This window comes from Mycolicibacterium iranicum (assembly GCF_002101705.1).
Lineage (GTDB): Bacteria > Actinomycetota > Actinomycetes > Mycobacteriales > Mycobacteriaceae > Mycobacterium > Mycobacterium iranicum.
The window spans coordinates 28513-41796 of sequence record NZ_LQPC01000037.1; the positions used below are offsets into that span (position 1 = coordinate 28513).

Here is a 13284-nt window from a genome sequence, read left to right on the forward strand (position 1 = left end):
CGAAGCGCGTCAGTGGGTATTGGCCGCACCGAACTCCATCATGAGGTGGGTAAGGCGCAGTTCGGCGATGCGCCAGGCACCGTCGGCGCGCACCCACCTGTCGTGGTAGTGGCCGAACGCCGTCAACGACGCCCCGTTCTCCCAGACCACTCTCTCCTGCACCGCCCAGATCGCCCGCACCTCGTCAGGGGACACGATCTCGAACTCCGGTGAGTGCACCTGGTGCACCGTGATCGCCTCGGCCACCGCCGAACCGACGGCCGCCAGGACGTCGTCGCGGCCTGTGATCGGCGTCGACGACGGATCGTCTCCGGCGAGATCGAACGCGACGTCCTTGGCCAACAGGTCGCTGAGAGCTGACCACGCCTTCGTGTCCATCAACCGGCAGTAGCGCGCCTTGGCCTGTTCCAGTTGGGAGTACACGATCAGCGCTTCGAGGTCACGCCCCGAGCCGGTCACGTCAACTCGAGTTCGAGATGGTCGAGCCGTCGAACCAAGATGCTGGGCAGCCAACGACCCACCTCTACAGCCCTGATCCAGTCGGTGCGCTCCAACGTCGTCCGCAACACTGTGGTCGCCTCCAGCCGAGCGAGCGCGGCACCTACGCAGAAATGCGCGCCCTTGCCAAAAGTCATGTGGCTCTTGCTACGTGGGCGGTCCAGTCGGAACTCGTTCGGGTGATCGAACTGGCTCGGATCGCGATTGACGGCACCCCACAGCAAAAGTAGTCGCGACCCGGCCGGCAGCGCCACTCCCCCGAGAGTGGCGTCGGAGACGACGTGTCGGTAGTGCCCACGGAACGGCGGTTCGAACCGCAGCACCTCCTCGATGAAGGCGGGCAGCAGTTCGGGCTCCCCCCTCAGCCTGCGCTGCAGTTCCGGGCGGGTAGACAGCAGCCACATCGCTGTGCCGAGGAGGGAGGCAGTCGATTCGCCGCCTGCACTGAATAGGGTCAGCATGATCACGCGCGCAGCCGTGTCATCGAGCCGTCCTGACGCGCATGCCGTCGCGAGATCGCCGAGCAGGTTGTCACCGGGATCTGCTGCGGCGCAGTCGAAGTGCTCGCTGATGTAGCCGCTGAGTTCCACTGCGGCCATAGCTGCTGCGTTCAGTTGCTCTGCGGAGACCAGTCCATCAAGCAGTTGCGTGGTAGCGTATCCGGACGCTATGAGCATGTCGACATCCTCGGAAGGCAAGCCGATGATGCGCGCCACCACCATCATCGGGAGTCGATTTGCGACCGCGCTCATCCATTCGATGCGACCGCCCTCGACACCGTCGGTCAGCAGCCCGTCGGCAGTCTCGCCGACGAAGTCCTCAGCCGCATTGATGCGCTTGGCTGCGAGCTGCGGAACGAGCATCTTGCGGTGCAGCGCGTGCGCCGGGTCGTCGGCCGTCGCCAAGACGTGCGACGCACCGCCCAGCCCCTCCATCTCCAACGCGCCGACCCCGCCCTCTGCCGAGTACGTCATGGCGGCAGTGAGATTCGACGAGAAGATCTCGGGCCGTGCGATGACCTCATTGACTTCGTCCCAGCCACAGACGACGTGGAAGGACGAATCTCCGATGCGGTGCACTGGCCCCGTCGCCCGCAGCCGGTCGTACAGCGGGTAGGGATCCTGGACGTTGGCGTCGTCGAAGAACTCGATGGTGCCGCGCTCGCTGCGTACCGTCATCGTCGCGGGTGCCTTCCGGCCAGCACGTGTGCGCCGCCGGAGATCAGCGATAGTCGAGGGTGACCGGCAGGCGATCGTAGGTGTGAACGAGAGACGACGGCCGCAGTACACCCTCACCGGTAACGCGGAGCCCCTTCGTCCGCTTGATCAACTCGTCGAGAACGACGCGCGCTTCACGCCGAGCCAGTGCGGCACCCATGCAGAAGTGCTCCCCGACCCCGAAGCCGAGGTGCCCCGCGGCGTCGGCGCGATGGACATCGAACTGCTCAGCGGTCGGTCCCCAGTGCTCGACGTCGCGATTGGCGGATGCGTAGGCCAGCAGCAGCCCGTCGCCCTCCCGAATCGTGACTCCACGGACCTCGACGTCGTGAGCGGCTTGACGCGCCATGCTCATCACGGGCGTCCACCAACGCAACACCTCCTCCACCGCGTTATTGCCCACCTCGGGATCGGCGAGCGCTTGCTGGGCTTGGTCGGGGTGCATGTCGAAACAGGCTGCGATGCCGGCGATCAGGCTCTGGGTGGTTTCGCTGCCAGCAGCGAGCAGAGTGAGCGCATACGTCATCACCTGGATCTCGTTGAACGGCTCACCGTCGATGCGCACCTGCGACAGCATCGTCAGCAGGTCGTCGGTGGGCGCGCTCGCGCGCTCGGCGACGAGCGCCATCAGGTAGGGCGCCACCTCGCCGAAGATGGTCTCCATGTCTTTGTCGTCGGCCACACCACTGCCGACCTTGGCGATCGTGGTGGCCCAGCCCGCCACCTTCGTCCAGTCCTCCTCCGGAACGCCGAGGAGGTGGGCGAAGACGTACACGGGGAACGGTTCAGCGACCCGCTCGATCCAGTCGAACTCTCCATCGGGCAGGTCGTCGAAGATCGAGGCGATCACCTCGCGAACTCGTGTCTCTATCTTGGCCACGGCCGCCGGGGTGAAGCGCACGCCGATCGCCTTGCGGTGCGCACGATGTTCCGGCGGGTCCATGAAGAGGATCCCGCGACCCCCGTACCCTTGCGGGTCACGACCCTCGCGATGCGCGATCAGGTCCATCATGATCGCGATGCGTTCGGACTTGAACTTCTCCGGCCGTGCGGAGATCGTCTTGATGTCGTCGTATTTGGTGACGACCCAGAACTTGCCCTGCTCATACCAGTGCACCGGGTCGGTCTCACGCAGATGGCGGAACGTCGCGTTGGGGTCGCCGAGGTAAAACGAAGCGTCGTCGAAACGGGCTTCGGACAGGGCTGTGGTCGTCGCCATTCCTGAACAATAGAACATTGTGTGTGAATGTGTGAAGTTTGCCTTCCCGTGGCGGGGTTGGACAACAATCGAACGGATAATGTTCAATTGTTGCGTTACGACGACCCACGAGGGCAGGAGCTGACGCGAGTTGACCGACGCTGTGCTGTCCTCGGGATTTCTCTCGGGAATCCGTGTGCTGCAGATCGGCGACGACGTGACCGGATCTGCGGCAGCTGCCTTGCTCACATTCCTCGGCGCCGATGTCACCCGAACCGCACCGACGGCCAACTGCCGAGCTGGGCCGCTCATCACCACGGCCAACGGGACGGCGGCGGCCGTAGACCTTGTACTGGACCGCGGAAAGAACGTCCTGGCCGACGGGATCGACGCGGACCCCGCCGACTACGACATCGTCATCACAGACGGCGCCACCTCGGCTGTAGCCCCCCGCGACGGGGTTGTGCTCGTCACGGTGTCACCCTTCGGCGCGACCGGCCCGCTGAGCCACAGGCCGGGGGGCGAGATCACCATGCAGGCCAGCGGCGGCCTGCTGGCCACCATCGAGGACGCCGATGGCGTCCCGGTGCCGGCGCCCGGTTACGTCGCATCGAAGGCTGCGGGCGCGGTGACGGCACTGGCGGCCCTGCACGGGTTGGACCGCCGCAACCGCGACGGCGGCGCAGTCGTGGTCGACGTGTCAGCTCAAGAGGCGGTCATCTTCACGGCGGCTCTGCCCGAATGCGCGCACGTCCTATACCGATGCCCTGGCCGGGCGGGCAGCGGACGCTATCTTGCGCCGTCCGGTGTATTCCCCTGCCGTGACGGCCTCGTCCGTATCACTGCAGTAGAGAACCATCAATGGAAGGGCCTCCGTACCGCGCTCGGCGAGCCGGAGTGGGCTGCCGGGCTGGACGAGCGGCCCGCCCGCATCGAGAACGCCGACACCATCAACGCCCGGGTGACCGAGTGGACGTCCACAAGGCACAAGGCCGACTGTGCAGACCTACTGCAAGCCCATGGCGTCCCGTCCACTCCGGTCAATCACCCATCCGAACTTCTCGCATCGCCACAGTTCGCGTACCGAGGGTCGCTGCAATCCGTCCGACTCGCCGGAACCGACACAGTGGTTCCCGGTCCGCCGTGGTCCATCAGTCGGGGAGCTCCAACCGCGCGGGCGCGGCGGCAGGGGCTCACCGGCCTGCGCATCGCCGAACTGACCCATGTTCTGGCGGGCCCGATCGTGGGTGCTCTGCTCGGTGCCATGGGTGCCACGGTCGTTCGAATCGAGGACCCCGAGCGACTCGACATATACCGCCGCAGCGGGCCATTCGCTGACGGTGTCGCAGGACCCGAGCGGGGGGCCTACTATGCCGTGGCCAACCATTCCAAGCACAGCGTTCTGCTCGATCCGGCGCACGCCTGCGAAGACGTGGCCGCCATCCTCGCCGATTCGGACGTGCTGATCGAGAACGTGGGCTCGTCTCGTCTGCAGCGGCTCGCGGTTGATCCGGGTGAGCTCGCCGAATCCGGGCGGCTGACCCTGCGAGTCTCCGGCTTCGGCTCGGACGGCCCAATGGCGGGATACCGCGTGTATGCCAACAACGTTCAGTCCTACGGCGGGCTCGCAGGCCTGACCACAACAACCGACGGGACTCCCGCGCGTTTGGGCACCGTCCTCGCGGACCCCCTGTCATCGGTGGTCGGCGCCGTGGTGATTGCTGCTTGGGCGATCGGGCCGTGTCGAACCAGCGGAGCGGTCGTCGATCTCTCGATGGCCGAGGTGGTGACGTCGACCGTCTCCGAGTTCGTGGCAGCGGCGACCGAACACCCGCCGACTGGCGGCGCCGTAGCCCGCGGTGTCTACCGCGCCACCGACGATCGATGGGTCGCAGTCGAGCTGAGCGGTGAACAGTGCGACACAGAGCGGGCCGAGTTCGTGGCGATGCTCATCGCTACGAACCGGGCCGACGACGCGGCGTTCAAACTGCAAGGTGCAGGCGTTGAAGCCGCTGTGATCCGCCGCGCCGGCGAACTGATCAACGATCCGCACCTGGCATCTCGCCGATTCTTCCCCGAAATCGCCCATCCTGACCCCGATCTCGGCACCGGCCAGCTGGTCGGGCTGCCCTGGCAGTTTGTCGGCGAGGGCCCGGTGCCCCTCGCACCGCCGCCTGCACTCGGGAGTTCGACCGCCGACTACACAAGGACATCGCATGCCGACATCACCACCACCTGACCGCGCCGCCACCGTGTGGTCATCGACGTTCATTCCGTCGAAGTCACCGTTTTCCGACTTTGGGAGCGACGGCTACAGCGTCGCGTGGGTCGATACCGTGGAGGGACGCCTGCAGGTGCTGGTCGAAGGTGACCGACCGGCTCCGGGCACCGTCGGTGAGATCGTCGTGCGGACCCTCGACGAGCAGGCGGTCGACATCTTCTCCGCGGATGCGCAATGAACATGGCATATCTCACCGGAGTCGGGGTCACCGAGTTCGGCAGGCACGGCGAGGTCCCGCTGTCGGAACTCGGTTTTGCTGCGGCGCGAAAGGCACTGGCGGACGCGAATATCGACTACGACGAGGTCGGCGAGGTGTTCACCGCGTCGGCGCTGGCCCCACCCCAGACAGGTTTGAAGGTCGCCCTTGCTCTGGGGCGCACGGGAATTCCCGTCACCGCCACCGAAAGTGCCTCGGCGGGAGGCCTTGTCGCACTTCGCCAAGCTGTGTGGGCAGTCGCGTCCGGACGCTGCCGGACAGCCCTGGCGATCGGCTATGAGAAAACCACAGCGCTGGAACCGGGCGGTGTCGTTCCCGCGGCGGTCGGCTTCTGGGATCGCTTCCCCCCGCAAACCCACTACGCGATCGAAGCGGCACGCTGGCTGTACGACTCCGGCTGCGGACCCGATGTCATCGCGGCGGTGGCGGCCAAATCGCACAACCATGCGCGACTGAATCCGCTGGCGGCCAGGCGGAGCGTCGAACCGGTCACCGTCTCCGACGTGCTCGCCGCCCGCCTGGTGGCCGAGCCTCTGACGAAGATGATGTGCCACGCCTCCGTCGACGGAGGTGCGGCAGTGGTCGTCACTGCGGAACCACGCCCCCGGTCGGTGTCGGTGCTGTCGATCGAACAGACAAGCTGGCCAGCAGATTCAGCGTGGCCGCTGGTCGGACCCGTCGTGGGGCCACCGTCCCAGTTGACCCTCACCGCTCAACGTGCGTACGCCTTCGCCGGCGTGACGCCTCCCGACATAGACGTGGTGTCGTTGCACGATATGTGCGCCAGCGAAGAGATCACGGCTCTGGTGGCGATGGGACTGGCTGACTCATCCGAGATCGTCAAGCTGGCTGAGGCCGGCGGCCTCGCCTACGACGGTGCACTCCCGGTGAACACCGACGGCGGCTGTATCGCACGTGGCCACCCAATCGGCGCCACCGGCCTGGCACAAACCGCTGAGGTGGTCATCCAACTTCGCGGTGAGGCGGAGCCCAGGCAGGTGCGCAGTCCGCGCATCGGTTTGGTTCAGGCGGTGGGAGGCGGTGGCTCGTGCGTCGCCGCCGTCCTCGCTGCGTGATCACGCGATCGCGCCGCTCTCCTTGAGTGCCGTGACCCGGTCCCAGTCGCCGCCCAGTTCGAGAATGAGCTCCTCTGTGTGGGCGGCGAATTCGGGCATCGGATTCAGCGACAACGGCGTCTCGTCGTAGAGCACCGGACTCGCCACCAGATCAAATGTCTGCCCATCCTGTTGCACCGCGACGACATTGCCGTTGGCGCGGACCTGCGGGTCGATCGCCACCTCGGCGGTGTTCTGGACCGGCGCCCACTGCCCGTCGAAACCGTCGAGGACTGTCCGCCAGTGCTCCAGCGGTTGGGCGCCGAGAGTCGCACGCAAAACCTCGATCGCGGCAGGGGCATTGGCGGCAAGCAAGGCGTGACTGGCAAATCGTTCGTCGGTGGCGAGTTCGGGCACACCGACCCGACGACAGAACTCGGCGAAGTAGCGGAACCCTTGCAGCATGGACACTCCGAGGAACCTGCCGTCCGATGTCCGGTAGAACCCGACCAGTGGATTGTTCGGTGCGACGTTCGCGCCGCCCGGATTGGTCTGCCACGGTGTTCCGCTCGCCAGTGCCGCGTTGATCGCGACGCCCGATGCCCACACACCCACACCCAACAGCGAGATATCCACCACCCGAGCCATTCCCGTGCGCTCGCGTTCGAACAGCGCTGCCGCGATTCCACCGGCGATGGTCATCCCGCCGATCGAATCGCCGTATGCCGGACCCGGCTGGGGCACCACACCATCCAGATCGCACGGTGTCGACCCGAGCGCTCCGGCGGCGCGGCTCCAGAAACCGGTCATGTCGTAGCCACCTTTGCCAGCGTCCGGACCCAATGGCCCATAGGCACTCCCGCGGGCATAGATGATGTCGGGGTTCTCCGCTCGCACATCGTCGACGTCGATCCGTAGCTTCTTACGCGCATCCGGCAGGAAGTTGGTCAGGAACACGTCGCTGGAGCGTGCGATGTCCATCAGTAGCGCATGGCCATCGGGTGTCGACATGTCCAGAGCCACTGACCGTTTGCCGCGATTTGCGTGCTCCATCACGGGGTTGCGGTCGCCCTCGACAGTGATGTGTCCCAGTTGTCGGAGACCGCGCTGCGAGTCACCCGTCTGAGGGTGCTCGATCTTGATGACGTCTGCCCCCCAGTCCGCCAGCACCGCGCCTGCTGCAGGTACGAAGGTCCACTGAGCCACTTCGAGGACACGCACTCCGGACATCGGTCCGCTCATCGATCATCCACTCCGTTCACTCCACACGTCCCACGGCTCCGGGCGCCATCCCCGACCACGATCATAGCTGTACAAAAGAACACAAAGTGTTTATTTGCGATATGGTAGCGGCCGTGGCAAGTGCGTTGTCACACCTTCGGGTGTGCGATCTCAGTGGACAATTGGCGGGCGCAGGCGCGACCAAGATGCTGGCCGCGTTCGGAGCCCAGGTCATCCGCGTCGAGGATCCGGTGACCCGCGGCATGTGGGATGCACTGCGCGGGGTGGGTCCGTACGTGGACGACCGCCGCGGGGTCGATCTGGGCGCCGGATTCAACAACCACAACGTCGGCAAACAGGGCGTCACCATCAACCTACGCACTGACGAAGGCGTGCGGTTGCTCCGCGAACTCGTCGCCGTCAGCGATGTCGTGTGCGAGAACTTCGCCGCAGGCGTGATGGACAAACGCGGCTTCGGATACGAGGACCTCAAGAGCATCAAGCCCGACATCGTCTATGTGTCCAACTGTGGATTTGGCCACACCGGACCGTATCGCGACTTCAAGACCTGGGGCCCGATCGTGCAGGCGGTCAGTGGACTGACCGCCACGTCCGGACTGCCCGACGCCGAGCCGGCCGGCTGGGGGTTCTCGTACATGGATCATGGGTCCGCGTTCTATATGGCGGTGGCAATCCTTGCCGCACTGCACCATCGTGAACGCACGGGCGAGGGTCAGCACGTCGACTTGGCCACGGTGCCCGCCGGAATTGCGATGCTGCCGACCGAGATCCTGGATTGGACCGTGAATGGACGCCCCACGGGGCCGGGCGGAAACCGCGCCGACTTCGGCGAGTGCGCGCCCCACGGCGTCTATCCGTGTCTCGGAGACGATCGGTGGATCGCGGTTGCGTGCCGTGACGACCGAGAGGTTGCCCTGCTTGCGAAGGTGCTGGACGAGCCGGCGTTGACCGCCGACAGGTTTGCCACCCTCGCGCAACGACTGGCGGCGGCCGACGAACTCGACGCGATCATCGGCGCCGCCACCTCGACGAGGGTGGCCGGTAGCCTCGCCGACGACCTCATCGGCGCCGGTATTCCGGCCAGTATTGTGAAGAGTCCACCGGAGCGAATCGACGGCGATCCGGATCTCGCACGAATTGGCCTGTTTCCCACCGTGTCCCATCCCGACATCGGCAAGGTCCGGGTGGAGGGGCTCCCTATGACGTTCTCGGCGACTCCATGGAGCATCGACCGAAGCGCGCCCAAACTCGGTCAGCACAATCGCGAGATCTTCGGAGGCCTTCTCGGCCACGACGATCAGACCCTCCAGGACTGGGCCGGAAGAGGTGTGATCTGAGCGCGCTGGCTGATCTTCGTGTCATCGAGATCAGCGACCAATACACCCCGATCGCGGGCCGCATACTGGCTGAGCTCGGCGCCGAAGTGATCGTCGTCGAACCCACCACCGGTTCGCCGCACCGGCGACGGCCACCGTTCGTCGACGACGAGCCCGGCGTCGACCGTAGCCTACGCTGGTGGGGTGCTAACGCGGGAAAGCGCAGCGTCACAGTAGATCTCGATTCGGCGTCCGGAAGGGACGCACTGAGGCGCCTGCTCGCGAGTGCCGACATCGTGTTCGCGGGAGGTGACCTGCTGGCGGACGGAACGCTCGCCTACCCCGATATCGCCGCCCAACACCCGCAGCTGATCTGGGTGTCGGTCACCCCGTTCGGCATCGGGAGTGCGCGCGCCGAGGACCCCGTGATGGACCTGACCGTCCTGGCCGGTGGTGGGCCGATGTGGAACTGCGGGTACGACGATCATGCGATCCCTCCGATGCGGGGTTCCGGCGACCAGTCCGCGAACATCGGGGGAATGTACGGCGCCATCGGTGCACTGATTGCTCTCTCCCACCGCGATCACACCGGCGTCGGTCAGCTCGTCGACGTCAACGTCACGGCCGCCTGCAACGTGACGTGCGAGCAGACCACCTACCACTGGCTGGTAAACCAAGCGGTGTGTGTTCGACAGACGGGCCGGCACGCCTATCCGACCCCGAGCGCCCCCGTGCAAGTCCGGTGCGCCGATGGTTCCTACGCAACAACCGGGGTCCTGCCACGCAAGCCTGAGGAGTTCGCGGGACTTGTCAACTGGCTCAACGATCTTGCGCTGACCGAGGAGCTCCCCGAAACGTTCTTCCTGGAGCTGGCCGCGTCGCGTGATCGGCCCGTCGATCTCGCCGCAATCGGCGAGGACGACGAGACGACGGCGATTCTCAGCGCAGCGCGCGAAGCCATCACCTTGATCGCCTCACGACTGTCCGCCAAGGAGTTCTTCGTCGAGAGCCAGCGACGAGGCTTCGCCGCGGGCGCGATTTTGCTGCCGCATGAGGCCTTCGACGACCAGCACACCGTTGCGCGCGGCATGCATGTACCGGTGGAACATCCCGAACTCGATCGCACCGTGGTGTACCCAGGGGTGCCCTACCTGTTCAGCGCCAGCCCGGCCCCGGCGCCCACCCGCGCTCCACTGCTCGGCGAGCACAACTCGATACTCGACGACATCGTGCGATGAACAAGGGGATCCGGCTCACCCACGTGGGCCTGTGCGTGCGTGACATCGCCTACTCCACGGAGTTCTACTGCGCAGCATTAGGTTTCGAGAAGGTGGGTGAGATGCACGTTAGCGATTCCGCAACGGCCCGGCTGCTCGACGTCACCGGCCTGGTGCTCGATCTGGTCTATCTGCAGCGCGACGGCTTTCGACTAGAACTGCTCGGGTATGCCGAGCCCGGTACCACGGGCCGCGCCGAACCACGCGCCATGAACGCGCTCGGGTTCACGCACCTGTCTTTCCGGGTGGACGACGTCGATGCAGTGACCGGGGACGTTGTTCAGCACGGCGGCCACCTGCTGGCAGATCGATCCGTTGCCTTCGACGGCGGAAACCGCGGCGTGATGCTTACAGATCCGGACGGCAATCTTTTGGAACTCATCGAACGCGTCCAACGAATGACAGGCGACTGATCCATGGTGTCCTCAACCGACGAATTGATGTACTCACCCTTCTCCAAGGCGATCTTCGACGATCCCTACCCCGTGTACCGCCGATTGCGTTCGGAAGCGCCGGTGTATCGGGATCCCGAGGACCGATGGTGGGTCCTGTCCCGCTTCGATGATGTCGCCACCGCGCTGCGCGATTGGGAGACCTACTCGTCCAAACTCGGCCCTGCGCCGGAGAACCCGGATAACGACGGCCGCAAGTATTCGGTGATCTCGATGGACCCACCCCGGCACGACCGCATCCGCGGGGTGCTCAAGGGTTTTTTCACGCCGCGCGCCGTTGCGGCACTGGAGAACTCGCTGCAATCGGTGGTGAACCACCACTTGGATCGGTTGACGCCGGGGACCACCGTCGACGCTATGGAGGCGTTCGCCTTCTCGGTGCCCACGGACGTCATCGGCGACCTGCTCGGCGTCCCGCACGCGGACCGCGAGCAACTGCGAGTGTGGTGGGAGGAGTTCCTCACCCGCCATGAGGGCGAGGTCATGATGCCGCGCAGCGCGATCGAGGCCAACCGCAAGATCAGCTCCTACATTGGCGACCTCATCGAGGCCCGACGCACCGATCCTGGCGATGATCTGATCAGCATCGTGCTGCAGGCGACGTTTCATGATCCCGAGATCTCCGCGGATCGCGCGCTCACGCCGCACGAGGTGCTCATGTTCTGCAACCTGTTGTCGGCAGCCGGTTCCGAGACCACGCAGAAGCTGATTTCGAACGGCCTCGTAGCCATGCATGACCACCCCGATCAGTGGCGGCGCATCGTCAACGATCCCAGCCTCGTTCCGGCCGCGGTGAACGAGGCTCTGCGCTACGACACCCCCAGTCATTGGGTGGCGCGCACTCTCACCAGGCCGGTGCAACTGCACGGTGTGACGATGGAGGCCGGCGATTGGGTACTACTGCTGCTGGGCAGCGCCAACCGGGACGAGCGTCGATACACCGACCCCGATCGCTTCATCCTTGAGAGGCCGCGGGGCACCGACGTCTACTTCGGGTGGGGAATCCACATCTGTCTGGGCCAGTGGCTGGCACGTCGTGAAGCACAGATGGTTTTCGAATACGTGGCAAGGAAATTCCCCGACTACGCGATCGGTGCGCACGAACGTGTGCTCACCGCGACGGTACGCGGCTACACCAGCGTCGAGATGACGCTTCGCTGACATGCCGCCTCAGCCGAGGACGACTGTGCTCACGCCACCTCGAAAACGTCGTACTCCACCGTGCTAGCCCCAGCATTTCCCTTGGCGACGCCCAGAACGCGAGTCAACCACGCGTAGCGGTCATCACCGGTCTCGAAGTACATCGACGAATAGACGACTCCGGTACGTGCATCCATCCTCCCGGTGTAGTTGACGAGAATGACGGCGCCGTCATCGGTTTGAAGGGTCAGGCGCGCGTCGACGAGGACGCGTCCGCTTGGTTCGACGAAGGCCCAGTCGGCGGCAGCCATCCCCTTGAGCGAAGCGCGCAGGCGCTCACCCTCGAATCGGGCGCTGGTGATCTCGCCGACAATGCGGCTGCCCGTGGGACCAGAGGACACCGAGATGGGCTCGCCGATCTCGTAGACCACCCGACACAGCGGCCTCAACTCGGCGGAAAACTTAGGCACAGCCGACGAATTCGATGACGGCACCGTGACAGGTCTTCGGATCGGCGGTCAGTCGCTGACCGTCTCGTTCGGCGATCCCGACCCCGTGTTCCACAAGATGCGACTCCGCTGCGGCGAGGTCGGCCGTCTCGAAGACACACGCGTGCATGATTTCGCCATTCGCCGCGAGGTCCCGCCCAGCAACGGTGTCCTCAGAGTGCGGCGCGATCAGCTCCACCAGCGTGTTCGTTCCGAACGTGAGCAGGCGGCGGTGCGCGGCGGTGGATCGCTCGTCCTCGGTCACGTGTGCACCGAGCGCCGTGTACACGTCCGTCGCGGGATCAAGCTCGCGGACCACCACGCCGACCCTCCATCCGGTGAGGGCAAGCGGGTGGTCCCGCCACGGCTCATTCGACCAGCCGGCACGAAATCTCGGGTCGTCCCACTTGCCAGGCACTCCCAGCGGTCCGGGCTTGGACTCGGTGAACGGCATGAATTCAAGCTGACCGGCTGTGTCCTTGGGATGTGTGAATACGGGGCTCATCGGCTTTGCCGCCAACGCTTCCCGGCCGGAGCCCGCGAGCCCGAAGCACCGGACTCCGGCCGCGGTCAGCGCGTCGTAGACGTCAACGGGCGGGCTGTTCACGAAGTACGCGGCGGCGTGCAGGTGAGGTCCGAAGCGGTTGGGGAACTTGCCCAGCGGGAGATCGGCGCCCTCGGCGGCCGGCGCCATGACGTCGACGGCGAGGTCGGCGATCGTCACCATCGACGCCCACCGCTTCTCCGGTTCGAGCCAGTCGTCGGCAAAGATGTCGACCGCCCCGAAAACGTCGCGGTACCAATCCGTGACGAGGCGATAGTCGTCGACAACGTGGTTGACATGCCACTGACGGCCTATCTGGATCACGAGTCTCCCATCACACTATGCTCGAAACACTATGA

Annotated in this window: 13 protein-coding genes; 7 read left to right on the plus strand and 6 right to left on the minus strand. The window is 65.5% G+C overall.

The genetic code is table 11. From position 1 onward, the window contains the following. Positions 1 to 9: 9 nt before the first annotated feature. The 3 genes from AWC12_RS18515 to AWC12_RS18525 are packed head-to-tail and all read right to left on the minus strand — an operon-like array spanning position 10 to position 2934. Positions 10 to 459, minus strand: a complete 450-nt coding sequence (locus AWC12_RS18515) for a nuclear transport factor 2 family protein (RefSeq protein WP_234814080.1) — start codon at positions 457 to 459, stop codon at positions 10 to 12. Continuing rightward, on the minus strand, positions 456 to 1676 hold the full coding sequence (locus tag AWC12_RS18520) for a cytochrome P450 (protein WP_085176134.1): 1221 nt from the start codon (positions 1674 to 1676) through the stop codon (positions 456 to 458). The genes AWC12_RS18515 and AWC12_RS18520 overlap by 4 nt, the downstream gene beginning before the upstream one ends. Positions 1677 to 1719: 43 nt before the next feature. Continuing rightward, the gene (locus tag AWC12_RS18525; protein ID WP_085176136.1) at positions 1720 to 2934 is read right to left on the minus strand and encodes a cytochrome P450; all 1215 of its coding nucleotides are present in this window, start codon (positions 2932 to 2934) and stop codon (positions 1720 to 1722) included. Positions 2935 to 3064: 130 nt separating this feature from the next. Here AWC12_RS18525 and AWC12_RS18530 point away from each other — a divergent pair, with 130 nt between their 5' ends. The 3 genes from AWC12_RS18530 to AWC12_RS18540 are packed head-to-tail and all read left to right on the plus strand — an operon-like array spanning position 3065 to position 6487. Beyond that, positions 3065 to 5152 carry a CoA transferase gene (locus AWC12_RS18530; protein WP_085176137.1) on the plus strand — a complete coding sequence of 696 codons (2088 nt, stop codon included), beginning with the start codon at positions 3065 to 3067 and terminating at the stop codon, positions 5150 to 5152. Further along, entirely contained in the window at positions 5130 to 5372 is a 243-nt protein-coding gene (locus AWC12_RS18535) for a hypothetical protein (protein ID WP_085176139.1), read from the plus strand. Before AWC12_RS18530 ends, AWC12_RS18535 begins: the two co-directional genes overlap by 23 nt. Beyond that, on the plus strand, positions 5369 to 6487 hold the full coding sequence (locus AWC12_RS18540; protein ID WP_085176141.1) for a thiolase family protein: 1119 nt from the start codon (positions 5369 to 5371) through the stop codon (positions 6485 to 6487). The genes AWC12_RS18535 and AWC12_RS18540 overlap by 4 nt, the downstream gene beginning before the upstream one ends. Here AWC12_RS18540 and AWC12_RS18545 read toward each other — a convergent pair whose 3' ends face one another. Beyond that, positions 6488 to 7708, minus strand: a complete 1221-nt coding sequence (locus AWC12_RS18545; RefSeq protein ID WP_085176142.1) for a CaiB/BaiF CoA transferase family protein — start codon at positions 7706 to 7708, stop codon at positions 6488 to 6490. A 113-nt stretch (positions 7709 to 7821) separates the two neighbouring features. On the opposite strand from AWC12_RS18545, the gene AWC12_RS18550 reads away from it, so the two are divergent. From AWC12_RS18550 to AWC12_RS18565, 4 genes are read left to right on the plus strand one after another with little or no spacing between them, the layout of a single operon-like run. Further along, positions 7822 to 9045 (plus strand): CaiB/BaiF CoA transferase family protein, encoded by a 1224-nt coding sequence (locus AWC12_RS18550; protein ID WP_085176236.1) that lies wholly within the window; start codon positions 7822 to 7824, stop codon positions 9043 to 9045. A gap of 5 nt (positions 9046 to 9050) precedes the next feature. Then, a complete protein-coding gene (locus tag AWC12_RS18555) occupies positions 9051 to 10262 on the plus strand; it encodes a CoA transferase (RefSeq protein ID WP_272937893.1) in 1212 nt (403 codons plus the stop codon). Continuing rightward, positions 10259 to 10714 (plus strand): VOC family protein, encoded by a 456-nt coding sequence (locus tag AWC12_RS18560; protein WP_085176144.1) that lies wholly within the window; start codon positions 10259 to 10261, stop codon positions 10712 to 10714. Before AWC12_RS18555 ends, AWC12_RS18560 begins: the two co-directional genes overlap by 4 nt. Positions 10715 to 10717: 3 nt before the next feature. Continuing rightward, positions 10718 to 11914 carry a cytochrome P450 gene (locus tag AWC12_RS18565; RefSeq protein WP_085176146.1) on the plus strand — a complete coding sequence of 399 codons (1197 nt, stop codon included), beginning with the start codon at positions 10718 to 10720 and terminating at the stop codon, positions 11912 to 11914. Between the two features lie 29 nt (positions 11915 to 11943). Here AWC12_RS18565 and AWC12_RS18570 read toward each other — a convergent pair whose 3' ends face one another. Both AWC12_RS18570 and AWC12_RS18575 read right to left on the minus strand, forming a co-directional pair. Then, positions 11944 to 12363, minus strand: coding sequence for a DUF3237 domain-containing protein (locus AWC12_RS18570; RefSeq protein WP_085176147.1), 420 nt, complete (start codon positions 12361 to 12363; stop codon positions 11944 to 11946). Further along, positions 12356 to 13249: a VOC family protein gene (locus AWC12_RS18575; RefSeq protein WP_085176149.1), complete on the minus strand. Its 894-nt coding sequence runs from the start codon at positions 13247 to 13249 to the stop codon at positions 12356 to 12358. Before AWC12_RS18575 ends, AWC12_RS18570 begins: the two co-directional genes overlap by 8 nt. Positions 13250 to 13284: the final 35 nt, after the last annotated feature.